21 protein-coding genes are annotated in these 24,767 nt (G+C 48.1%); 18 read left to right on the top strand and 3 right to left on the bottom strand.

All coding sequences use genetic code 11. The features are described from left to right. Positions 1–13 precede the first annotated feature (13 nt). Genes A3842_RS12325 through A3842_RS12315 form a run of 3 tightly spaced genes read left to right on the top strand, consistent with a single transcriptional unit; the run spans position 14 to position 3,227 of the window. Positions 14–1,030 carry a TadE/TadG family type IV pilus assembly protein gene (locus tag A3842_RS12325; protein WP_074101618.1) on the top strand — a complete coding sequence of 339 codons (1,017 nt, stop codon included), beginning with the start codon at positions 14–16 and terminating at the stop codon, positions 1,028–1,030. A 2-nt stretch (positions 1,031–1,032) separates the two neighbouring features. Then, positions 1,033–1,542 carry an A24 family peptidase gene (locus A3842_RS12320; RefSeq protein ID WP_074101617.1) on the top strand — a complete coding sequence of 170 codons (510 nt, stop codon included), beginning with the start codon at positions 1,033–1,035 and terminating at the stop codon, positions 1,540–1,542. Between the two features lie 17 nt (positions 1,543–1,559). Continuing rightward, the gene (locus tag A3842_RS12315; RefSeq protein WP_074101616.1) at positions 1,560–3,227 is read left to right on the top strand and encodes a DUF6382 and FHA domain-containing protein; all 1,668 of its coding nucleotides are present in this window, start codon (positions 1,560–1,562) and stop codon (positions 3,225–3,227) included. A gap of 16 nt (positions 3,228–3,243) precedes the next feature. On the opposite strand, the gene A3842_RS12310 is transcribed toward A3842_RS12315, so the two are convergent. Next, complete coding sequence (locus tag A3842_RS12310) at positions 3,244–4,149, bottom strand: TIGR01777 family oxidoreductase (protein ID WP_074101615.1); 906 nt, start codon at positions 4,147–4,149, stop codon at positions 3,244–3,246. Between the two features lie 16 nt (positions 4,150–4,165). Continuing rightward, positions 4,166–4,630 carry a DUF2621 domain-containing protein gene (locus tag A3842_RS12305; RefSeq protein WP_074084942.1) on the bottom strand — a complete coding sequence of 155 codons (465 nt, stop codon included), beginning with the start codon at positions 4,628–4,630 and terminating at the stop codon, positions 4,166–4,168. 171 nt (positions 4,631–4,801) lie between these two features. Between A3842_RS12305 and A3842_RS12300 the strand changes: the two genes are divergently transcribed. The 13 genes from A3842_RS12300 (at position 4,802) to A3842_RS12240 (ending at position 20,766) form a co-directional block, all read left to right on the top strand. Beyond that, the gene (locus A3842_RS12300) at positions 4,802–5,929 is read left to right on the top strand and encodes a deoxyribonuclease IV (RefSeq protein ID WP_074101614.1); all 1,128 of its coding nucleotides are present in this window, start codon (positions 4,802–4,804) and stop codon (positions 5,927–5,929) included. A 47-nt stretch (positions 5,930–5,976) separates the two neighbouring features. Then, a complete protein-coding gene (gene purU, locus A3842_RS12295; protein ID WP_074101613.1) occupies positions 5,977–6,873 on the top strand; it encodes a formyltetrahydrofolate deformylase in 897 nt (298 codons plus the stop codon). Between the two features lie 246 nt (positions 6,874–7,119). Further along, the gene (locus tag A3842_RS12290; protein ID WP_074101612.1) at positions 7,120–7,902 is read left to right on the top strand and encodes an SAF domain-containing protein; all 783 of its coding nucleotides are present in this window, start codon (positions 7,120–7,122) and stop codon (positions 7,900–7,902) included. Between the two features lie 21 nt (positions 7,903–7,923). Beyond that, the gene (locus tag A3842_RS12285; protein ID WP_074101611.1) at positions 7,924–8,988 is read left to right on the top strand and encodes a CpaE/TadZ family protein; all 1,065 of its coding nucleotides are present in this window, start codon (positions 7,924–7,926) and stop codon (positions 8,986–8,988) included. After that, on the top strand, positions 8,985–10,532 hold the full coding sequence (locus A3842_RS12280; RefSeq protein ID WP_074101610.1) for a P-loop NTPase family protein: 1,548 nt from the start codon (positions 8,985–8,987) through the stop codon (positions 10,530–10,532). Before A3842_RS12285 ends, A3842_RS12280 begins: the two co-directional genes overlap by 4 nt. A gap of 17 nt (positions 10,533–10,549) precedes the next feature. Further along, complete coding sequence (locus tag A3842_RS12275) at positions 10,550–11,599, top strand: hypothetical protein (protein ID WP_074101609.1); 1,050 nt, start codon at positions 10,550–10,552, stop codon at positions 11,597–11,599. A 15-nt stretch (positions 11,600–11,614) separates the two neighbouring features. Next, on the top strand, positions 11,615–12,484 hold the full coding sequence (locus A3842_RS12270) for a hypothetical protein (RefSeq protein WP_074101608.1): 870 nt from the start codon (positions 11,615–11,617) through the stop codon (positions 12,482–12,484). 79 nt (positions 12,485–12,563) lie between these two features. Next, complete coding sequence (locus tag A3842_RS12265) at positions 12,564–12,776, top strand: hypothetical protein (protein WP_074101607.1); 213 nt, start codon at positions 12,564–12,566, stop codon at positions 12,774–12,776. Positions 12,777–12,940: 164 nt separating this feature from the next. Beyond that, positions 12,941–13,321: a hypothetical protein gene (locus A3842_RS12260; RefSeq protein ID WP_074101606.1), complete on the top strand. Its 381-nt coding sequence runs from the start codon at positions 12,941–12,943 to the stop codon at positions 13,319–13,321. Between the two features lie 20 nt (positions 13,322–13,341). Then, positions 13,342–13,839 (top strand): hypothetical protein, encoded by a 498-nt coding sequence (locus A3842_RS12255; RefSeq protein ID WP_074101605.1) that lies wholly within the window; start codon positions 13,342–13,344, stop codon positions 13,837–13,839. Positions 13,840–14,058: 219 nt separating this feature from the next. Beyond that, positions 14,059–14,655: a hypothetical protein gene (locus A3842_RS12250; RefSeq protein ID WP_074101604.1), complete on the top strand. Its 597-nt coding sequence runs from the start codon at positions 14,059–14,061 to the stop codon at positions 14,653–14,655. 3 nt (positions 14,656–14,658) lie between these two features. After that, positions 14,659–16,914 (top strand): hypothetical protein, encoded by a 2,256-nt coding sequence (locus A3842_RS12245; RefSeq protein ID WP_074101603.1) that lies wholly within the window; start codon positions 14,659–14,661, stop codon positions 16,912–16,914. Between the two features lie 561 nt (positions 16,915–17,475). After that, positions 17,476–20,766, top strand: coding sequence for a hypothetical protein (locus tag A3842_RS12240; protein ID WP_143186260.1), 3,291 nt, complete (start codon positions 17,476–17,478; stop codon positions 20,764–20,766). A gap of 109 nt (positions 20,767–20,875) precedes the next feature. Here A3842_RS12240 and A3842_RS12235 read toward each other — a convergent pair whose 3' ends face one another. Beyond that, entirely contained in the window at positions 20,876–21,523 is a 648-nt protein-coding gene (locus tag A3842_RS12235) for a hypothetical protein (RefSeq protein WP_178381964.1), read from the bottom strand. Between the two features lie 462 nt (positions 21,524–21,985). Here A3842_RS12235 and tkt point away from each other — a divergent pair, with 462 nt between their 5' ends. Both tkt and ppnP read left to right on the top strand, forming a co-directional pair. Continuing rightward, on the top strand, positions 21,986–24,034 hold the full coding sequence (gene tkt / locus A3842_RS12230) for a transketolase (RefSeq protein ID WP_074101601.1): 2,049 nt from the start codon (positions 21,986–21,988) through the stop codon (positions 24,032–24,034). A 34-nt stretch (positions 24,035–24,068) separates the two neighbouring features. Then, positions 24,069–24,386 carry a pyrimidine/purine nucleoside phosphorylase gene (gene ppnP, locus A3842_RS12225; protein WP_074084889.1) on the top strand — a complete coding sequence of 106 codons (318 nt, stop codon included), beginning with the start codon at positions 24,069–24,071 and terminating at the stop codon, positions 24,384–24,386. Positions 24,387–24,767: the final 381 nt, after the last annotated feature.

Raw genomic sequence — 24,767 nt, 5'->3', positions numbered from 1 at the left:
GAGGTGGAACCAGGTGGGGTATGGGAATCGGAAGCAAAAAAATCCGGGATCTGAAGGCAGTATGGTAGTAGAAGCCGCAATGGTCCTTCCTATGTTTCTGCTCTTTGTCCTGTTCCTGATCTTCATTGTGCAAATGACCTTATATTCAACTGCGCTGCAGAGCACGGCTTCGGATACGGTAAAAGTGATCTCGACTCATATGTACCCTGCTGCGTTGGCAGCACAGAAATGGGAGGACAAGAAAGGAGATGCTGCCGGTGGTCCTGGCGGAGCGGGAGCGGCTTCGGACGGTGCTGCATCCACGGATAAATGGAGCGTTCCGCGGCTCTCACTTGAAGAGTGGAGTGACAGCTATGTGGCAGATTTGCCTGAACCAATAGCGGATTGGGTTAGCGCAGCTGTAAAGCGGGGTGAAGAACCTTTGCAGGAACTACAGGCAGAGGCATCAGAAGGCGTACTGGATCTAGCGCTCAAGCCTGTAATGAAGCCTTATCTATCCACAGACTGGCTGGATTATGACCGCATACATGTTTCGAATGTGATTGTCCCGGACCTGAAGACGGGGTCGCGGCCATACTTTGGACTTGTGGTGAGTTATGCGCTGCCGATGAAGGTACCTTTTCTGAATCAGCGCATTGTGCTTGAGGCCAGTGCGGTGGAGCGCTTGTGGATAGGGAATACAGATGCGGAAGGCGATGAAGACAGCTCAGCAGGTGAAGACGACCATAGCACTATTGTGATTCTGGAGAAACCAAATCCAGGAGTAGCGAATGATCAGGGCAGGATCCGGGTTAAGATACCGCCTAATGCTTCTGCCAGTCTGTCTATCTTCTACAAGAGCGGTCAGAGTACGGCTAAATATTTAGGGTGGAAGCAGGCGGATGCGAACGGATATCTTGAGTGGGAATGGAAAATCGGGGTTAACACTACTCCGGGTACATGGCCATTTGTTATTCAGCTGGAGGATGGAACCTCTCTGGAGGCGACCTTTACAGTGGTGAAAAGAAATCAAGTGAAAGAAGTGAAATGATAATGACGGTATGGGCATTCTGGAGCTGCCTGCTATTTCTCGCAGCGGCACTCCTTATGGATATCCGTTTCATGAGAATACCGAACTGGATTACGCTTCCGCTATTGATTGTAGGACTGATTGCGCAAGGTGTGATGAATGGACGTCACGGAATCCTAACGGCTATATGCGGTGCAGGTGCAGGGTTTTTACTGCTGCTGATCTTGCATGTTCTGGGGGCGGTTGGAGCTGGGGATGTGAAGCTTTTTGCGGGAATCGGTGCCTGGACTGGGATATTGTTCACACTGCAGGTCACTGTCTATTCTGTATTGTTCGGTGCAGTAATTGGTTGGATTATCGTTCTCGCAAAACATGAAACGGGAAGCCGGGTAAGAGGGATTATCAGCAGAAGTGCCGGGTTTCTAATGCTCCGGGATCCCCGGATATTAAAGACCGGCAGCAAGGAAGCGTTGAAATTCCCTTTTATGCTGGCAGTTATGCCGGGGTTCATCTGTGCTTATTTGTACTTATAATGAAGAGGTGAGGAGTATTGTTCGGATTAAGCCGTGATTTTGTACAGCAGGACGGTATTTCGATGCTGCTCAGCAAGCCTGGGGGGCTAAGACCGGCAGAGCTTAATATGATTCAGGCCCGGATGCTGATGAATTCAGGAATTCCTCATCATCTGAGGCTGCAGCTCCGGGAAATAGATTTGCAGGTAACCCTGGAATATGCGCTGTCCCGCCGGAAAATGCTCAGTCATCTCCTGAAAGGGGAGAAGCTTGGCTTGTCCGATTTCTTCGGACTGCTGCTGCAGATTGCGTCAGGGATGGAAGAGGGGCGCCTGTACATGCTGCAGGCTGAACAGTATTTGCTGCATGAGGATTATATTTTTATCGAAGGGCCACTGCATGGCGGCAAAGTATACCTCACTTATCTCCCTATGCAGTCTGCTGAGGATTCAGTGAGTGCCGGAAGAGCGATAACGGCATTGATTATGGCGCTTATGGCGTCCGTTAGAGAACTGTCCGGTGACGGGGTTCAAAGGCTGTTGCAATACTGCGGGGAGGAGGGGTTCACTCCGGGAGGGCTAAAGGAACTTCTGGCAGAGCTGTTGACAGAGGGTGAAGGGACAAAATGGCATTCGGATACTGTCCGGCCTGCACCAAGTACCCTTATGCCTGATGCACATGTACCCGCTGTAGAGAGAAGTATTCAGAAACGGAGTGGTTCATTGCCTGGCGTTACTCTACCCGGTGAAGAGCAGCGCAGCACGGATCAGAGTTTCGCGAGTGTGGCTGCAGAGCCTCCCAAGCCAACTCCATGGATGAGCGGCTATCCGAGGCTTAAGCTGAAGGAGGAACAGCAGCAGCTGCTGGCGGATGATCGGGATCTTGGGAGCAAAGCGGCTCCCGATACCTCTGCTTACAGAACCTATGCAATGCTGGGTGGTGTTGTGGCCGATGCGGTGTTGTGGAAGTTTCTATATTTGAACCATCCCAAACCGCTTTGGATGGTTGTATGTATACTTGCGACGCTCATGTTAGGTGTATTCTGCTGGCTGGTATGGAGTGGAAGGCTGATCTTGGGTGGTACCCAGGCAGATGAAGAGGCAGGAGACGAGATTGGGGCTAAGGGCCGGAGGACTCCTAAAGAGCTGGACTGGGACTTTGTCCGAAACACTGCAGTTTCTTCTAATAAAGTAGATACTTCAAGGGCACCCGTTCCGGTACGAAACTTGGAGCACCCTATTCACAATGACATTCACACTACGGTGACGAAAACCGAATGGCCGGAACGTAGTCTAGCCAAAGCACCGGTTCCAACACCTCCATTATTTGTAGAAGCTACAGCACTGCTACAGCATGATTCCCACTCCAGGAAGGAACAGGAGCAGGAAGGGGGGCGTGCGATACCCTATCTTGAAAGAATTCAGGAAAACGCAGGTGGGATTCCGGAAAAGATCGAACTGAACCGTCCCAGTTTTCTTATCGGCCGATCCCCTGATGTTGCTCAGTATGTGGAGAAGTCTGAGGGGGTCTCAAGAGTCCATGCAGAGATTTCCAAGAGTGCGGGAGGATATATCCTGAAGGATCTGGACTCCAGGAATGGAACTCTGTTTCAGGGAGAGGCAATGATTCCATACAAGGAGTATCCGCTGACTGAGGGAGCAATGTTCACTATAGTAAAAGGATGCTATACTTTCCGTTCCGCCTGAGAGGCGGGGCTGACTGTTATTCCGATTTCAGATGTTCCAATGATGGCTGTAAGGTAGGATAAGTAAAGGAAAACCCGTGCTGCAAGGCTTTGGCAGGGAGTACCCGCTGGCCTTCCAGTAAGATTTCCGACAGTTCACCGACGGCAGCCTTCAGCAGAAACGACGGGATGGGGAACCAGTGTGGCCGATGATATACCTTACCGATCATTTTGCCAAATGTCTCATTGGTAACAGGGTTCGGGGCAGTAGCATTGACAGGACCCTCAATTCCGGGAGTTTGGACGCAAAAATCGATCAGCCGGACGATATCAGTGAGATCAATCCAGGACAGCCACTGCTTTCCGCTGCCGATTTTACCGCCGAAGCCGAGCATGTAGGGCAGCTTCATTTTGGGGAAAGCGCCGCTTTCGTTGCCGAGCACTACTCCTGTGCGCAGCTTGACCACTCTTACGTTCTTATAAGCTTCGTCCGCAGCCGCTTCCCAAGCCTTAACAACCTCGGAAGGAAAGTCCATGACATGAGCCGGAGAGGCTTCGTCATAGGTACCCTGCAGTGAAGTTCCGTAAATAGCTACGGCAGAGGACTGGATCACTACGGAAGGTCTGTTCTTCAGTGCATTCAGAAGCTTGGCCACTGCCGAGACGGTTTCAAGACGGGACTGCAAAATGGCCTTTTTGCCGCTTGGGGTCCAGCGCTGGCTGAGTGAAGAACCGGCAAGATTAACCAGCGCATCTGCCCCTTCGGCTAGCTCCGGATTTGACGCTAGGCTGTCCCAGGTAAGGAAGCTAAGGCCTGGATGGGCAGCGGTCTGGGATTCAGGCCTCTTGCGGCCGACAACAATGATCTGATGCCCGCCCTGGAGCCAATATTCGGTAAGCTCGCGTCCGATAAATCCGCTGCCGCCGCAGATTACGTATTTCATACAATCGCTCCTTCGGTTACTTAATCAGATGCTGGTAAGGAGAGTAGTCAATGCCGTTCTTTTCAAGGAAGCTGATGAGAAAGCGGTTGTCGCGCCGTGGTGTAGCCACGATATAGCCTCTGATGCAGTGCTCGCGGGTGACCTCCGGCGCATGACTCTCCACGGCGATCCTGCCAATCTCGGCAGCTATGGAGTGCTTGGCGATATCGCGGAAGGGACCCGGCACAGGCTGGACGAGCTGATCCAGAAAAGCTTTCATCTCGTCGCTCCACAGAGGACGGCTGCGTTCGACCCAATAATTTTGCCAGTCCAGCTTGGATTTGCCATCGGCTTTGGGCAGCACTTTGAGAAATTTGCGAAACATAAAATAGCCGCCGATGCACATGCAGCCCAGCAGCAAAAAAGTCCAAAATGCGATGGAGTTCATAAACCAATTGCTCGGTGCTGCGGATAACAAGCTTAAGCTTGATTTAAATGACATGATTACACCGCCTTTGACAATGATGATTGTCACAAACTTCATTCTCATCTAAAGTATAGCGTATTTCTATAGTTTTGCGAAGCGGAAGCAGGCATATGGAGCTTGCCTAGATTTATTTTCCCGATCACGGTAGAATAAGGGTTAATTCGTGAAGGAAAGAGGGAAAAAAGCATGCTGAAAATAGGTTCACATGTGTCCTGTGCGGACAAGGGTCTCCTGAGTGCGGCCAATGAAGCAAACGAGTACGGATCAACCTCATTTATGATATATACAGGTGCGCCGCAGAACACGCGCCGCAAACCAATTGAATCGATGTATCCCGCTGAAGGTAAGCTGGCGATGAAAGAGAACGGTGTGGAAGAAATCGTAGTCCATGCCCCCTACATCATCAACTTGGGTTCCTACAAGGAAAGCACATATCAATTGGCTGTTGATTTTCTGCAAGAGGAAATCCGCCGTACCCATGCGCTTGAGGTGAAACATATTGTACTCCATCCGGGAGCATATACGGACAAGGATGCCGAATACGGCGTACAGCGGATTGCTGATGGCCTGAATGAGGTACTTGACGGTACGAACGAGACGGAAGTGCATATTGCACTTGAAACGATGGCAGGTAAAGGGACAGAAGTGGGCCGCAGCTTCGAAGAAATCGCCTTGATTATCGACAAGGTCACACATAATGAGCGGCTGTCCATCTGCCTCGATACCTGTCACATTCACGATGCCGGATATGATATAGTCGGTGACCTCGATGGTGTGCTTCAGCAGTTTGACCGGATCATTGGCCTGAATCGGCTGGGCGTAGTCCATATCAACGACAGCAAAAATCCGCGCGGAGCGGGCAAAGACCGTCATACCCCTATCGGCTCAGGATACATTGGCTTTGAAACCATCAACAAGGTAGTTCACCACGAAGCTCTTGCGGGTCTGCCGTTCATTCTGGAGACGCCTTGGATCGGGAAGGAAGCGAAGACACTGCGTCCTATGTACGAGGTGGAAATTGCGCTGCTTCGCGGCAACGTTGCTGAACGGTTCGGAGCGGAGTTCCTCGGTGAGGTTGAGCAGCTGCAGGCCTTTTTTGCCAAACAGGAGCTTGATCCCCGCCAGTATGTGCTGAATGTATGGGAACTGCTGAAGAACGATGCGAAGGCCAAGAAGGCGGACCCGCGTGAGCCTCTGGAACGTTTGTACGATTCGGTTACCGAGGCACAGCTGTTTCCGCAGCTAAGCGAGGAAGCTGTCAATCAGCGGCTTATTGCCTGGCTGGCAGGCAAGCAATTACTCGTGAACGCATAAGCCAAACTATAGAATGCGCAAGTAGATGAGAGGATGGAAAGTGAACTATGGTGTTGCATGTGAAAAGAGATCATTCGTCAAGCGGACAATACCCGGACCGGGCACGCATGCTTATCTCCTGTCCGGATGGGCCGGGGATTGTGGCTGCAGTATCGCATTTTCTGTACCAGCATGGCGCGAATATTGTTCAGTCGGATCAATATACCATGGACCCGGATGGCGGAATGTTTTTTATGAGAGTGGAGTTTGACCTGCCCAAGCTGGACGAGCGGATTGACGAGGTGCGTTCGATCTTCGGCGGGGTTGCTGAACGTTTCCAGATGAACTGGCAAATTTTCAATGTTAGCCACAAGAAGCGGTTGGCCATCTTTGTCTCCAAAGAGGATCATTGTCTGGTGGAGTTGCTCTGGCAGTGGCAGGCCGGGGATCTCGATGCGGATATCGCCCTGGTTGTCAGCAACCACACGGATATGCAGGCCTATGTGGAATCCTTCGGTATTCCGTTCTATCATATTCCGGTCACGGCAGATACCAAAGTGGAAGCGGAGCAGCGCCAGCTTGAGGTCATCGGAGATGATATTGATGTAATTATTTTGGCGCGCTACATGCAGATTATTTCACCAGCGTTCATAGAGCATTACCGTCACCGGATCATTAACATCCATCATTCGTTCCTTCCGGCGTTCGTTGGCGGCAAGCCCTATGCCCAGGCCTATCAGCGCGGAGTGAAAATTATCGGTGCAACCGCCCACTATGTTACAGAAGAGCTGGACGGTGGTCCCATTATTGAGCAGGACGTGCAGCGGGTCAGCCACAGCGATGACGTGAACGAGCTAAAACGCATCGGGCGCACCATTGAGCGGGTCGTTCTGGCCCGGGCAGTCAAATGGCATATCGAAGACAGAATTCTTGTACATCATAACAAGACAGTGGTTTTTAATTAATTGGAATTTCTCCGGTGAACAGCAGCAGTCATGCTGTATTTTGACGGTGTCTGCCGTTCACCGGAATCCTTCTCCTGCCGGGAGCTTGCTCCCGCAGTTATCCTCAAGCCCAGTAACTCCTCATTGATAATCTAATACTTTTCTCAACCACAACAGGTGAAAAAGCATTTTACCGGACATTTTGGCGCACTATGCCAAAGTGTATTTTGTCGTGTTCACTAACTCATTTATAAGGGGGTAAAAGGCTTGGTTTCACAGCGGAGACATTTGTTAAGACGCAATTATTTGTTTGCTTTTCTCATTTTACTTATCGGCTTCGGCGGTCTGCTCGGCTACGATCTGTACTTCAAGCCATACGTGCTGTCGCAGACTGTAGTTAAGATCAAAGTGGCCCAGGACAGCTTTTTGCCTAAAAATTATGAGCTTAAGCCAAGTGATCTTTATCTGGATTCTGTCCAGACCAAGGATATTCCTTCAGGGGTAATTACGGACATCAGTCAGGTGGAGCATAAGATCACTAATGTTAATTTGACGAACGGAAGTATTCTGACGGCAGCTCTTGTGGATGTCAGTGATTTGGAGCCGCAGCAGGATGAGGGGATTTTCCCGATTCCCAAGGAAGCGATCTATGCGATCAACGGCTCACTGCGCAGCAGAGACAAGGTGGATATTTATCTCGTCGAAGGCGATTTGGCGGATCAGGCGCGGAATAGCGGATATAGAGCCTCAGTCGCAACCGCAGGTGATGGGAAATCCGGCACAAATGGTTCAGCAGCAGGGACAGGAGCCTTGGAATCACAGCTCCCCGCCCCTCCGTTCAAGGTGTTTCTCACCGGAGTCACTGTAAATTATGTAAGAACTGAAGACAACAATGATGTCCAGGATTCCGAGAATGGCAACACGAACAACCGCTTCACCTCAACCGGCAAGGTAGCTGCACCCGAACTGAAGCTGAAAAAAAGTGACGGCGAACGGCTTGGACAATATCTGGAGCAAGGTAAAAAGCTGTGGATAGTGCGTGTTGAGTAAAAGGGAAGGGAGGAGAATGAAATGAAAATATTCAGTTATGGGATGGATCAGCTGACCATCAATGAGCTCAAGCTTGCCGGATTCACGGTGGTTACGCAGAATGTCCTGCCCGAGCCTTCACAGACTCAGGGGCAGATGCTAATGGTTACAAGCGAACAGGTGCCCGTTTCAGGCTTAAGTGAACTGCGGCAGGGTTATCCGAACTCCTCCATATTATATATTTACCGGCAAAAGGGGGTAAGGAGCTATCAGGCTATTCATATGTTATGTGAAAGTCTGGGGATCTTCTTTATCCCGCCCCGTGCGACCTCTTCAGCGATTGTGGAGAAGCTGCGCTACATTCTGGAGGATGAGCGTGAAGAGCGCGGTAATCTCGTCGGATTTTTCGGCTCCGGTCCAGGTATCGGTTGTACGAGTATCGCCAAATTGTTCGCCCGGCGGATTGCCGCTGCTGGCCAACGTGTGATTCTGCTCGGACTTGATCTGTATGATCCCGGATTCGACCGTAAGACGGCCATCAGCCTCGACAGGCTGCGCCCCCGGATGACCGGTAAAATGCTCCAGGCAGCGGACTTTGAAAGTCTGGTTAAGCAGGAAGGGTACGCCTATTTGCCGGGCAATTTTGATTATTTAAGTGTTCAGGATTACCAGGAGGAGGAGATTGAATATCTGCTTACCCAAGCCGCCGGGAATGCCGATGTGGTAGTCGCCGACTTCGGGTCCATTCCCGAGAGTGCCGCATGGTATGTGGGGATGCAGAAAACGGCTCTGCGCATGATGGTTACGCATCCGAAGCATGAGTACCGCCTTCAGCCGCTCATGGAGCTTGCCGGACACATGGATCTGCATCCGCAGGATTTCCAGTGGATCATCAACCGCAGCAATGTGGAGGAAATGAGCTCACCTAAGAATTTGGCCCTCCGCTTCGGCAGTGAGATTTTGCTTGAGTTGCCCTATTACCAGCCATTTCAGGACAGTCTTCCACTGGGCAAAAGAGAGCATCAGCAGGTGGACGACAAGGTTCACGCGCTGCTGGTATCCCTCGGTATGGCACCGGAAGCCCGAAAGAAGGGGATTTTTCAATGATAGAATATCGGGATGAGGTATGGCCGGCAAGTTGGAAGCAGCAGAAGGAGACGAAGCTTGAAGTCGAAGCGTTGGAACATGTACATGAGCCGTTACGGCTACCGATTCTACAGGATAACCATAGGCTGTTTTCACTGAAGCAAAAAGTGCTGAGTACCTGCAAGCCGGGCAAGGAGGACTTTTACGGTTTTCTGCAAAAAATGAAAAATGACATGAACGCCGAGCTGGAGCGAGAGGACGACGGGTACTTTGAGCTAAATGCAAAGGCGCTGATCGGGGATCCGCAGGCCGTTAGCTTTTTTATGAATGAGATCGAGAAATATCTGCGCAAAACACCGTTTACCGGCAAAGTGCCGGATGCCTACGGGACAGCGGCAGAGGCGCTGTTTCACGAATGGAAGGGATTTGGACCTGCCTACCGCTGGTTCACTGACCGGGCCTATAGCGAATCTACCGGGCTGCAGATGATCGGACGTCAGATTTTTTATAACCATCGCGGGAAATTTGTGGTGTATCCCTATGAGATGCCTTCACTGGACCGGGTTGAACAGCTCAAACGTTCCTTGCTGAAAAGCGACCCCAACAAAAAACTCAACAAGGATAACCCCTCCGTCGAGTTCAAAATGGATGATCCCCTCTGGCCCGGCCGCTTCATCCGGCTCGCGATTTGGGTATCGCCCAGGGTGTGGGAGGGCTTCACCACGATCTCGTTGCGTCGGCAGGTAGTGGAGTTCCTGGATCTGGAGGATCAGGCCGGTACTGAATGTATCCCTGCAGAAGCTATTGAGCTGATCCGCGCGCTGTCGGGTACGTTCCGCAACACCATTATCGCCGGTGCAGTCGGATCAGGTAAAACCACTTTTGCCAACACGGTTGTAGGTGAGCAGTTGCTCGGTTCCTCTTCCTGCATGGGAGTCGTGATGATCGAAAAGCATCCGGAGTCGATTTTGCCGTATCAGATCAAAGGCCATCGGATTATCCCGATTCAGGCAGCCAATGAGGAATTGATGGAGGTTGGGGTGGAGTCGCTGCGGCATGATCCGAACATTCTCTATATGACGGAAATGCGGTATAACGAATGGGAATTTTATCTGTGGAGCGGTGAAAAGGGCTATGACGGGATTACAGGAACCTTTCATACGGTGGATTCGGAAGATATTCCTTATCAGGGCGCTTTTGCGGTGTCCACCCGGATCGGCGGCAGCCTGAAGGGCCATCTGATCTCTGCGCTCAAATCCTGTGAGCTGGTGTTTATTCTGGAAAGTGTAGCGGACGGAAAAAAACGGCTGGCCCGGATCTCCGAGGTGTACTATGACGAAGCGGCCAACTCCGTATTTGCCAATGATCTAATGCGCTGGGAAGAAGAAGAGTCTGCCTGGAGCTATAACGACAAGCTGACGGCCGGCCTGATGCAGAAGATGAAGAAGAAAAATCCGCGCGCTTCGCGGGTGCTCCTGCAGGAGCTTGGGCATCTGGCTGCGCTGAAACCAATGGACGGACCGCTGAAAGAGAGTCTCAAGTCAAAGATTGTCCTGAACGAATGAAGTGAGGGGGAGAGCTCATGGGGCTGTTATTTTATGTGCTTCAGGTTGCCTTTCATCTATTGATTGCCGGTGGCCTATGGCTGCTGGTGAAGCCGCTTATTGAGAGGCATTTAAGGCAGCTTGGACAAAAGATCGACCAGCGGATGAGCCTGCGGATCAGTCTTTTTGGTAAAAGGGTCAGCAGCAATAAAAAGCGGAGGTGGCTGTACCGGCATTTGGACGATCTGCTCTATTTTGCTAAGCGTAAGTATGAGCCGGGGATTAGTGTCACGCGTTTTTTGATTCACACGTTGTTTCTGTTCAGCGCCGTGTTTCTCTCGGGAATGCTGACCCTAAGCGAACTGCCGGGACATTTGAGCTTCAGTAATCCGTTTTTGGAGGGCATCAGCTTCGATGAACGGATTCCGGTTCAGGGGAATTGGCGCTTCCCGCTCTTTGTTGCAGTCATTGCAGCCAGTATTCCTTATTTGCGGACGAGATACCTCTATGCTCAACGCAAGGTGCGCGGGAGCTACGATCTATTGGATGTGATCAAAATCGCCACCAAATTTACTCACCTGTCGGTAGACTCGATTTTAACCAAAACCGCTGAATTCTTAACGGAAGAAAGTGTGCTGAAAACCCCGCTGAGACTGCTGGGAGCGGCCTTCTCCAACTATAGCAATGAACGGGAGCTGACCCGTGAGGCAGAGCGGTTTGCTGGGGCTATTGGAACTACCTTTGCCGTGGAATTTGTCTCGGATTTGCTCTACTGCGAGAAAGAGGGCACCCGTTATCTGAAGAACACGCTTATGATGCTAAGCCGCTCCATGGAGCAGCAGCGGGAGACGATCCTGACAGTGAAGGCGGGCAGCAGGGACGCGATTAGTCTAGGACTGTACGGCAATCTGGTGGTTCTCGTGTCATCCGTCGGAACGTTTATTTACATGCTGAAGCCGGATGTTTATTTCAAATTGCAGTTTCAGACCACTGTGGGTTTGACGTTTTTGATGATTATTATTGCTGGACTGTTCATCTCTTTCATGATCAGTACCATACTCGCCAGGCCAAAGCTGGACTACCACTAAGGTGATGAATGAATTATGGACAGACTCTTACTTTTGATTGCTGTACTGGGAATTGTATATCTTTCGTTGCTGGTTTTTGTGAGCAGCAGTTCAAGACAGGAGCGTTATCTGCTTCGGCTGGGTACCAGGTGGAAGATACTCGGAGAACGGATGCACAATGAGCGGCTGCAGCTGCTGTTGAATAACAGCGGACTAACCCTTTCCGCAGGCAAAATCACACTGTTCCGCTATTCGGCCGCAATGATCTATTTGTTGGTTCAGGGGGCAGGAGACTTCCTGCGTTCGGAATCTTTTTCTATCTATGATCTACTTGTTGCTGCTCTGATTCTGTTGATCACCAGTCCATTAAGATATCTTCCGCTGGGGTGGCTGCTCGCCTGGCTGCATCAGAAGACCCTCATTCAAAAAGACGGTGAGTTGATCTCCTTCATCCGGCTCTATGAGAACAATCGGCTGCGCAAGCGGGGTTACGTACAGTTTGGAGCTTTTTGCGCCGGAACGGCTGGACATTTTAATTATATTCGCCAGGATCTGTATGAGCTGTCCGAACGTGCAGTCGATGAAGGGACTGAACGGGCGATTGAATGGTTCTGCGGTAAATTCCCGGACAATCACGCTTTTATCAACGATATCCGTTCTATTCTGCTGGCTACGGAGGGGATGGACGATGATACGGAAGCAGCCAATTATTTGCGGGAGCAAGGCAAGATCATTACCAAGATCTCCAGTGATCAGTATTTGAAAAAATGGTCCTTCATCGGAGACGTCTCCACCATCATCAACGTGATTCCCTCCATCGCCACTTTCCTAATGATTGTGTCGCTGGCAATGCAGTACATTTTGCTAATCAAAGGCAACTTCAATGGGGTGGGGATGTTTCAGTGAGTGGATGAATTGCATCGTATGAAATTTTCTATATTCAAGAATCATTTAAAAATATAAAATGAAAAGGGAGATATTAACAATGAAAAAAGACGCTATTTCTACTGGATTGTTCATCGCTATCGGCTTCCTGTGTGTTGCCATCGTAATTGCCATTTTGATTCCGGTTGTTCGGGATGTCATTAACTCTGCGGACGACAACAGACCAACCATACCAGGCGTCACTATGGTGCAACCGGTAGAGGACGGGCCATCGGCTACACTCGCCCAGACACAGTTCCACACTTCGGTCTAATCACGATGAAAAAAGACTCCATATCAGTCGCAATGTTTCTGGCTATCGGTTTTGTGATTGCGGGCATGTTCATCGCAGCGGCAACTAACATTATCGGCAGCAGCCAGGACGATATCATCACACACACCAAACAAGTCGAGCAGTATTAAGAGGGGGCGTAGGCATTGAAAGCTACCGTTCTCCGGGCATTATTCATGTGGCTTGTCTTGTTCATTATCCTGCAGCCCATCTTCACCTACATTGATTATCTGCTCGATTTGCAGGTCAAGGCCAATACCTCCTATATTACACAAAAAGCGGCAACGGAGGGGCTGGTCACGGCTTCAATGAAAAGTGAGGTCATCGCGAATCTAAAGGCTGTTGGATTTCCTGAGGCTTCGATTCATATCACAAGCAGCACGGAAACTGTTCAGGAACGCAAGCGACGCATGGATGTGTATATCTCAGCACCACGAATGAATCTTTTCCCGTATAATTTTTCCGGAGTGGCCCAGCCCACGCGTTATTACGGGCACGGTTCTATCATGAGTGAGTATCTCGACTGATTAAGGGATGAACCTAATCTATGGACTATATTATTAAGCTGGCGTTTGTTCTACTGATCTTCGTCTATTCCTGGTTTTTTCAGATTCAGAATCAGGAATGGGACATGCTGCGCAGCATGCTCAAGGATGCTAATAACATAGCCGTCCATGACGCATCACAGGAGCTTAATGAGTCCGCACGGGCACAAGGCCGTCTGATCATCGATCCCGCTGAAGCTTTTGCCACATTCCGGCAATCCCTTCAAGCGAATCTGGGACTGGACGACGGCCTGTCCCCTCTGGCGGGCAGCAGGCTTCAAACTCAAGTGAAAATTGTAAAGTTTGACATTGTCGATCAATCCAGCGGAGTTACTTTTCCTTTTCTCTACGAGGATAGCAACTATGGTATCACTAAATACATACAAGGTCCGTCGGTAATTGCCGTTATTGAGACGGCCCATCCGGTGCTGATCTCCCGGGCAAAAGTTCAGGAGGCCATCATCGTTCCTGCTGTGCAGGAGTATAAGATGAATGATTAATTATTCAATTAGAATGGATAATATTTCAAAGTATGGACTTATGAAGGATATGAGTTACCGGCTACTGTGATGACTCGTGGTTGAGTTATACGTGCTTTTTCTCCAAAGCTGGAGACTGATACTACGAGTAAAAAGTGATTTAGCATTCGGATTGGTAATTATGATCCGAGGCGAGCCTTAGCAGGCTGCATCCAAATACAATAACAGGAGTGTTCGAAGATGAAAAAGACAATGATGAAAGCAATTATGGCAGCAACAATGTTAATCAGTACAGTAGCAGGTCAGTGGGAGATTTCAAATGCAAATGCAGCTGCAGCAACTCCTGCACCGATTATCAGAGATAACCTATTTAAGTTTGGTCTGAAAAAGGAAGTTGAGTTGCCGGTGACCATTACGTCCGGAGGGTTCAGCTATACGCTGGAAAAGTTAATGATTTACGATGTCAATTCCAATGATGCACAGGCGCTGATGAAGAAATATGGATATATTGATCGTCTCTACAAAACTCCAACTAAGTATATGGTATGGACAAAAATTACGATTGAAAATAAAAGCAAGAAGATTGTGCAACGAAACGCTAAAGACCAACAAGATAAGTGGTTTTTATGTTTCGATGGTTATAACCTTAATTGGCCAGCTCCTATAAAATTATTTGAAGTAGTAAATAGTAAAGAAGCTCTAAATACTTGGGTCTTAAAACCCGGTGAAAAATTAACTACTTATCAAATGTATGGGGACTTTAAAAAACCAACGGATATAACTATTTATACCAATATTGGCGGTGGCTTTGATCAAAAAATAATTGTAAAGGAGTAAAAAATGAAAAAAATATACATTTCTTTACTTGCCGTTGTCTTGTTATTCCTTAGCATCCCGATTTCTATGAAGGCTGCGGATTCACAAAACAAGACAATATCTATACCAACGGAAATACTTACTGGATCAACTAATAGCCAGCAAACATACTATTTAGCTTTGCCCAGTGGAGTCTCCAGTTCTTCTATTAATACGTCATCGTTAAAATATAATGGTACAAATGAAAAAGTGGCTCTCTCTATTGAAAATGGCAAAGTGAAGGTCACACTGAAAGGAGTAGAAGCGAAACAGAGGATCGATAATGTGTTAGGTTATTATTCTTCCTGGAATAAACCGTTTGTAACGACACCAGGTAACTCTATTTGGAGATATTCAGATGGAATACGTTGGCAAATTAATCAGTGGGATCAGTATTCGAATACTCAAAAGCATAATGATATAAATGGTCTAGGTTCGGGGGTGCCTAGGGATAATCCCCCTGATATGACAGTTGAAACCAAGTCGGATGTGTCTAGGGATGGCGTGAAATGGTATAACAAAAGTGTAGACCAAGTTATAGACCCTGCGAGCATCATAGAATCGTCTGTTCAAATAACTGTGTTAAAGGAGTCTCTTCCACCCCAATATGTTAGTCATAATATTGTGAACGGCAGTCAGTTTATCATTTATTATAATACGGATGCAGCAGCTAAAAATTATGATGCGGAGAATTTACCCGATAGTTGGAAGGGCGGATGGGCGACAGGAAGGCGTTACAGAACATGGCTGAATTATTATTTCACCGCCTCCGCAAACGTAACCTCCTACAAATACAGCGGCAATGTTTCTTTCGACTACAATCTCCCCACTGAACCGACCCTTACAGGGGACGTTACCCTCATTAAGCCCAATCCCAATCCCGCAAAAATCACGGATAAAGTACCCGTCCGGATCTCAGTAAAAGGTGAACTTCAAGCCTACTCGGATGTAGCGAATATCAAAGAATGGGTGTTTTATGCTAAAAAGAAAGACCAAAACGGGACATTGCAGACGAAAAAGGAAAATGCCAAGTCCTTAACGGCAAGCAAAGAGTTTGACTTCGAAATTAATAAGGCGGATTTTTCAGGGGAAGAATTTACTCAAAATTATGATTTGTCAGTAATCGTGCGTTTCAATAAAAAGGTTAATACCAAAGCAGGAGAGATTGATTCGCTAGAAGTTAAACTGAGAACTTCGGCAGGGGTATACAAGAATACTCCGACAGTCACCTTTCCACCTGTTGTAAACCCACCAGCCCCTAAAGGTAAGCCGCCTATCGCCCGTATTAGCGCTCCAAGTGAAGTGAAGGCCGGTGATGATGTTTTAATCTTTGGGAATGGTTCTTATGATCCCGATGGATTCATCAAAGATTATTGGTGGGATACATCTGGAGCGCAAGAAAAAATAGGAAATGCCCCAAATGGAACTACATGGTATAGCCAATCGGATGTTGGTAAAACGTTCAATATTCTATTAACCGTTGTGGATAATGATTCGATGTTCGGTAGCACGAGTACAGAGATTACAGTAATCAAACCCGAACCATACGCACGTTTAAGTGTGGGGGGAACGTTAAAGCAAAACCGGAAAGTCATACTCACGAATAGTAGTACCAGCCCCACACGTTTTCCGTTGGTTCCAGAAAAAACATATGTTGTCTTAACTGCTCTTACGGGTGGTTCAAATGCAGACATTAAGTATAGCGGAACATTAGGGCAGTTTGAGACAAAAGAGCTGCTATTTAAACAGCCCGGTACCTATAAAGCTGCGGTTTACGTGGAGAATACACTTGGCTACTCTTCAAGTACTTCTATTACATTTACCATAGTCCCTGATGTAGTGCCAGTAAATTACTTTTCCATGGCTGGTGTAGCTTACCGAAGTCCGGAAAATGCTAACAAAGCCCTTGTCTCCATTGATGATATGTCTTATTCGCCAGATAAAGATGTAATTGGCCGGAGAGTATGGGAGTATCGCTATGACTCAAATAATGATGGTAATTTTAATAACGAAACTTGGGTTTTGTATAGTGATGCAAATCAAGAGCGCTTGAATATGGAATTGAGCCAAGTAGGTAAGTACGAAGTGCGATTAACCGTGTTTGAAGAATTTGGCCAACCTACGATAGATGAATTTGTAACGGCGGGTGACCGGAAATCCACAAATTCGGATGGGCAGGTACAATCGGAAAGAATTGTGGAAGTGAAAAACCGAGCACCAGAGGTGGATTGGTCCTGGTAAGGAGGATGAACAATGAATAAAAACAAGCTTACCTTTATTCTATTTTTTATGGTACTTCTAATTGGAATGCTCTTTAATCTTCCTTTTGGACCTATGATTGCAAAGGCTTATACAGGAGATCCTAATATCATTCATTATAGAAATATTAATATACCTGCACATTACAAAACGGATTCCTTTTCAGATATTGGGACCATATCGGGATCTATAAATGACCAGCAACTTAGTAACATCCAATACAATCTTACAACAAAAAAATTGACCTTTGATATCAGTCCAACAGCAGCATTTACTGTCTCTGCTGATTTAGTACCCTCAAATAGTGGCCTAGATAAACGGGAGGCCAAGGCAGGTCTATGCATAGCAGCCATTCCGGAAGGTGAACGGCTAGATGATGATCCTATGGTTTATAGATGTCCGGCCCAGGCATCATCTTCTTATGCTTATCATACAAAATGGACCCCACTAGATCTAGGGTTTTTTCATGCTCCTATCGAGAGCAATTCTTTTACGACCACATTTAACCTGGCTACAGAAGCACCCTATAAAAAAGTTATTGAAATGAACTATTATGGTGAGCTTCCAATCGGTATTGCCATGTCCTATTATTATGCGGCAGGACAAAATGACGGTAGGGACGGCTATGATGGAGAAGATGGACTTGGGGGGCCAGCGGTATTTACTTGGTTTAATCTCATATTCCCCTTGATTCCCAACAGCCCGCCAACCATTAGTATTAATTCACCAAATGATCAGGTGCTGCAAAATGAACCAGGACGAAACACCATGAATATTGAGGGATACGTTCATGATCCAGATAACGAGGATCTCATCGTTAGCGCAGAAATCCCTAACTTATTCTATAAAAAGACAGTTGTAACCCAAACCAAAGGATACAAGCCGTTCTCGATCCCTATAGATGCCATTGAGGATTCCTTACCCCCTGGAGACTATACAATCAATGTGAAGGTATCTGATCCTTCCAATATGACAGAATCCAAACCAATGACTGTAAAAGTAAGGAACCGATTAAAACGCAATGCTTACGTTTTGGTTAACAGTCCGATTGAAAACAGCGGCACAACCTATACGGATTATGAGAGTGATCCGAAACTGATGGAGCGAGTCAGATATCAGCACGATCCTAACTATTTTGAGAATTCTATGGGCATCATCAGTGATTCCGGATTATGGAGAACTAGCCTATATAACTCCTTTCCTTATACAGGGGAATATGTAGTGACGTATCAGGCCAAAGATATCCCGAAAACTGAGAGTAGTTTCGCTGAGTACCAAATGTGGAGTAAGGATGCTGCCTCCACGATGAGCTTCCAGGTTCACCGAAAGCCGATTGCACTATTTACAGCGCGTCTTGTCGGGAGTTCCATCGTGCTTGCGGATAGCTCATACGACTTGGACCATGTATCCAGAGCAGATAAAGGACTCATGCAATGGCAGTGGCAGTACAAAAAAAGCTATGAAGAAATGTGGACCGATGGCCAACCAACCGGTGCAGTCTCAAGCAAAGATAATTATGATATCCGGCTAAGGGTGCGGGATGTGGATGGAGATAACGGGGCAGGTGCATGGAGTGATTGGTGCCAGCGAACGGTGGGAACTGCTGCGGGGAACTTACCGCCTGTTGCCATGTTCACCGTGAATCCCAGCATTGTGTCATACCATAAGACCACAACGATTATAGATAAATCCTTCGATCCGGACAATGACCCCTTGGATACATACAAATGGAATGTGGTTAAGGATGGCTGGAACACGGTATGGTCGCATTATGGTGCCGCGAATATACCGCCCAATATCGCAGCATATGGGGTAGGAGATTATCAAATTAGCTTACAGGTGCGTGATAACCGGGGGTTATGGTCCGATACGTATAGCCAAAACGTACAGGTAGTAAATCATCCACCGGTAGCTGCGTTTAACATGCCCAATGAAGTCTATAGGGACACGCTGATCACCCTGGATAATCAAACACCTGATCCGGATGAAGATGGCGATGCACTCACGTACACATGGAATGCAAGGGTTAACAGCAGCCCGTATTATTGGTCTGGTAACAATCGGTACCAATCCCTGACCATTCGGGACCTCATTGCCCGTAATGGGATTTCTCCGAAGCAGGCAATCTCAGACGGCTGGGAAATGCGGCTAACAGCTTCGGATGGATCGCTTAGTTCCAATGCTATACGATCGTTTGTTGTAAAAAACCACGCGCCTGTAGCCGCAATAAACGGTTCTGCAACGGCCCATCAGTATGATACCCTGTCCTACTCTTCTAATGATGTGGACGAAGATACATCCGATCAAGGCTCCTTAGCCTACTACTGGAAAGTAACAAACAGTGATGGGGCCATAAAGTCATACCGCACATCGAATGTGAATCTTACCTTTCCAGAGCCAGGAGTGTACACCCTGGAGCATTGGGCCATAGACCAAATCGGAGATAAATCCAATGTGGCCGTGCTCCAAGTGAGTGTGACGAAGAATCTTGCACCATCTATGGTCCTGACTTCCCCTCCGGGAGCACCAAGTAATCCAACGATTATAGATGCCGAGCTTCAAGGAGATCCTTTGATTAAGTGGACCTATTCTGATCCGGAGAATGATGCTCAGGAGAAATTCCACTTGGATTTCTTCTCAAAGGAAGATGATCTACTGAGGTATTCTGTAGAAAATCCGGACAGCACTGGATCGCTGCGTCAATATCAAGTTCCCGATCAAACCTTTGAGAGGTTTAAATATTTCTACCTGTATGGAAGTGTATTCTCTAAAGAGTCATGGTCGGATCTTTCGAATGAGAAAGCATTCATCATCGACCACCCGCCGCATCCGGGCTTTACCCTGATCACAGATACCGGACGTGACGCGACTACCGTGCCGATCTACCGGACAGATGTGCTCCAGATTAAAAGTACAGCTACAGATGCCGATTTACCGAAAGGTGATAGTATCGGGTATCAATATTACCTGAAGCCATCAGGTGGGGCGGAGAGTTTGGCGGGGACGCAGAGTGCGTTTACCAAGCAATTCAGTACGAATGGAACTTTTACCCTGCGGCAGAGGGTTACGGATTCATTGGGGCTGTACAGGGAGCTCTCACAGAGCATCACGGTAGTCAACCGGATCCCTACGGCAAATATTACCTATCCGACAAGCAGTAGCTCAAGCAGCCCGACGATTGTCAGTACGTTAACTCCTATCATCAAGTGGGATTACCAGGATGATGACGGCGATCTGCAGCAGCGGTATAAGGTAAGAATCATCAATCTGACATCTGGAGCCACCACCGTACAATCAGGCGACCAGGCTTCAAGTGCTAAACAGTGGCAAATACCGTCCAGCGCCTTGGTGGAGAATCAGAAGTATGCTGCAGAGGTAGAGGTCTATGACGGCTTCAGCTGGAGCACCGTGTCTCCCCGTAAATACTTTATGGTCAATCTGCTTACGGTGAAGGGCGGGGTCAAGCATACACCAGAATGGAATGCCAACCGTCAAGCCTACAATTTGAATAAAAGCGGGAGTGCAGAGAGTCCGCGGGGGTATAGCGTGTATTGGGCGGGAGAACGCTTTGTGCTGCAAGCGAATGCAACCGGGCTGCCAGATACGATTGATGTAGTAATGTCTGGCGGGTATACGGCACAGCTTAGTCCTATAGACAGCGGTAAAACATTATGGAACGGTGAATTGTACGATCCCATTTTTGAAAAACTGCCAGACGGTCCAATTACGTTTACTTTCACCGCAAAGAATGAATATAACACCAAAATAGATGCGGTAACCGTTACAGTGCTGGGAGACTGGACAGAATATTTTCAGAGCCATAGGGTCAAATAGAAAGATGAGGATACGCAAGCTTTAGCATTGTGAATTTTGAACCTGATCATCTTGAACCTGACCGATGTGAGGCATTCTTTGTAAGCAGCAGCGTGCGGAGAGCGGGTGTTCAGACAACCTCTTCCGCACGTTCATCCTGCAGCCTCATCAATCGTGCCGCAACGGAAGCAGGAACTGCGGACCCTGAAGAAGTATGTACACCGGAAGCGTAGCCTGTCATTCTATGTGTTCTGCGCATATAGTAGGACAGCTTGCCGCTGAAGATTTTGTGAGCGCACAGAGAGTCAGCGAAATCTTCGGGAGTCACGAAGCAGGAGGGCTTGGCTACCGGATGAACAGCAGACTCTTCGAACACAGAGGCGACAAAATGGGAGCAGAAATAAGCGTCTTCCCGGTTGATTTTCACATTCAGCAGAACTCCGATCAAGCCTAACAAATGGTATTTGTAGCGGTCCTGATGCTCCATCATGCCCTTCACGTGGTTGTACATCTTTTCGTATTCGTTTTTGCTCACTCGGAGCTGATAGATTGCACAGTCCGCACTGTTATAAAAGGGATGGATAAAGTCCTCGCGGATCAGTCCTGCGACAAAGGGGTTATAGGCTTTTTTTCGCCCAAAGCTATAGACCTCACGAAGTTCACAGTCAAAGGCAATCGAAGCATGATTGAGCTCGGCTTTGGTAAACCATTTAATGAGCCCGCTAAAAGCAGTGCCCGTTCCGGTAAGCACAACGTAGATATTATGATTTGCTGTCATTTTCGCGATTCCTTTCTGCTGGAAATATGAATAATTTGGTATAACCGCTCACTTAAGTAATTCCATCTTACTGTATATTCCAGCATCGTAAAACAAACTTTAGTCTAATTCGGGTACTGGACCAAAGCCTAAGTTGTAAACTGGTCTTATGTATGTTACAGAATATTTAAGAGGATAACTCCTCCGTTACATCTAAAATAAAACGTTTTCATTCATGAATCTATCATACTCTATTTTTACTCTGGCAGCCTGTTCTTTTCATAGTGCGGGCTGTTTTTTTACTGCTGTTGTAAGGGAGGGAGCTGTTGTAAGACACTGGAAAATTGATGCATAGATAAGACTGAAACCGCAAAATATAAGCTGTTCGAACATTGAGATTGCAAAAACAATTGGAAATGCTTCCACTTTAGTGATACAATAATAGTCAAAATGACATTCTTGAATTCGAGGAGGATTATTTTCATGACTGAACAGGCAAAAGAACAAGCCATCCACAAAAAAGAAAACTCCACAGTGGACAACCTGGCCATCACGACGATCCGCACGCTTGCTATCGATGCGATTGAAAAAGCAAATTCCGGACACCCGGGAATGCCGATGGGTTCAGCTCCAATGGGGTATCAGCTGTTTGCGAAGACAATGAATCATAATCCGGAGCACCCGACCTGGGTTAACCGTGACCGCTTTGTATTGTCCGCAGGACACGGTTCCATGCTGCTGTACAGCCTGCTGCACCTTAGCGGCTATGATCTGCCGATGGAAGAATTGAAGCAATTCCGCCAATGGGGCAGCCTGACACCGGGACATCCGGAGTTCGGCCATACTGCAGGGGTTGATGCCACTACCGGTCCGCTGGGTCAGGGTATCGGGATGGCAGTAGGGATGGCAATGGCTGAGGCTCAGCTGGGCGCTACCTATAATAAAGGCGAACACAATGTAATTGACCACTATACGTACGCAATCTGTGGCGACGGCGATTTGATGGAAGGGATCTCTTCCGAATCCGCTTCGCTTGCCGGCCATTTGAAGCTTGGCAAACTGATTGTCATGTACGATTCCAATGATATCTCTCTGGACGGCAAGCTGAATCTGGCATTCTCTGAGAATGTTGCCAAACGTTTTGAAGCTTATGGCTGGCAGGTTCTGCGTGTGGAAGACGGCAACGACCTTCCTGCACTGGGCAAGGCTATTGGTGAAGCACAAGCCGACAGCAGCAAGCCAACACTGATTGAAGTGAAGACGGTTATCGGCTATGGCAGCCCGAACAAACAAGGGAAAGGCGGCCACGGCGGTACTCACGGTTCCCCGCTGGGAGCAGACGAAGCCAAGCTGACGAAGGATTTCTACAAATGGGTATATGAAGAAAACTTCTTTGTGCCTGATGAAGTCCGTGCCCGTTTTGCTGAAGTGAAGGAAAAAGGCATTGCAGCCAACAAAGCATGGGACGAGAAATTCGCGGCATACAAAAAAGCATACCCAGAGCTTGCAGCACAGTTCGAAACGGCTCTGAAGGGTGAACTTCCTGAAGGCTGGGATGCGAATCTGCCATTCTACAAAACTGAAGACAAAGCGGTGTCCACCCGTGTTGCCTCCGGTAATGCCCTGAACGGATTGACTGCGGGAGTTCCTCAATTGGTGGGCGGTTCTGCTGACCTGGAAAGCTCGACAATGACCCATCTGAACGGTCTCGACCAATTCACTCCGGATTCCTATCATGGCCGCAATATTTATTTCGGTGTACGCGAGTTCGGTATGGCTGCGGCGATGAACGGGATTGCCCTGCACAGTGGTCTCAAAGTATTCGGCGGTACGTTCTTCGTATTCACCGACTACCTGCGTCCAGCGGTTCGTCTGGCTTCGATTATGAAGCTTCCGGTAACTTATGTGCTTACGCATGATAGTATCGCTGTTGGTGAAGACGGTCCTACGCATGAACCTATCGAGCAGCTCGCTTCCCTGCGCATCATTCCGGGCCTTACGGTGATCCGTCCGGCTGACGGCAATGAAACCTCTGCAGCTTGGGCCTATGCAATGGAAAACACTTCAAATCCTGTAGCGCTGGTGCTGACCCGCCAAAACCTGCCGATCCTGCAAGGCACGGTAGACGGAGTGCGTGATAACATCAAACGCGGCGGATACGTGGTTTCCGATTCCAAGAACGGTACACCGCAGGCACAAATTATCGCAACAGGCTCCGAGGTTCAATTGGCTGTGAAAGCACAGGCTGCTCTTGCCGAAGAAGGCATCGATGTCCGTGTTATCAGTTTGCCGAGCTGGGATCTGTTCGAGAAGCAAGATAAAGCCTACCGTGATTCCGTTATCCTGCCTGAAGTCAAAGCGCGGCTGGCTATCGAAATGGCGCAAACCTTCGGCTGGGAACGTTACACCGGCGATCAGGGTGATATCCTGGGTATTACAACGTTTGGCGCTTCCGCACCTGGCGATACTGTAATCAGAGAATATGGCTTTACGGTTGACAATGTAGTCAGCCGCGTGAAGGCCCTGCTATAATAGACGGATTAAGGACAAAGGGGAGAATAAGCAGATGAGTCAGTTCACCAACGCGACAATTCAAAAAGCAGCTAATATTTATTACGATGGAAAAGTTACCAGCCGTACAGTTACATTGCAGGACGGCACTAAGGTGACGCTCGGCATCATGCTGCCTGGAGTGTATGAATTCGGTACCGAAGGCCCTGAGACGATGGAAATTCTGTCCGGCGATCTAAAAGTGCTGCTTCCCGGCTCAGACATTTGGAAAGAAATCAAGGGTACAGACACCTTCCACGTTCCCGGCAACTCCAAATTTTCGCTGGAAGTATTCGCATTAACTGATTATTGCTGTTCTTACCCGATTTTGTAATTTAAGCCAAGGAATGAAGAGTGTCCCAACAGCTTCGGCTGCTGGGACACTTTTTTTGTTTCAGGCAGATAAATCTACTAATTATTAATATTGACGACATGAATACATTCTCATATGCTTCACTAGCTACCAGAGGGGCCAGAGTGCCTCAAGCAGATAGAATGGGAGATGGGAATGTGATAAAGTCAGGGTTTTGCAAGGAAATACATAAGGTTACGTTATTTTTATTAAGTTTTATGTTGCTACAAACCTTGTGAACCCCAATCAGGTATATTCCTATACGGTAATGCGGATATTGAGAGAGTAGTGAAGCAATACCCCGACCTCGTATCTTATGAATCGCTGGGACAAACCGCATCAGGATCAGGTCTGAGAATAAAG

It is taken from the genome of Paenibacillus sp. P3E (genome assembly GCF_001909045.1).
GTDB classification, from domain to species: Bacteria; Bacillota; Bacilli; order Paenibacillales; family Paenibacillaceae; genus Paenibacillus_AQ; species Paenibacillus_AQ helianthi.
This window is presented reverse-complemented; position numbering and strand designations above follow the sequence as displayed.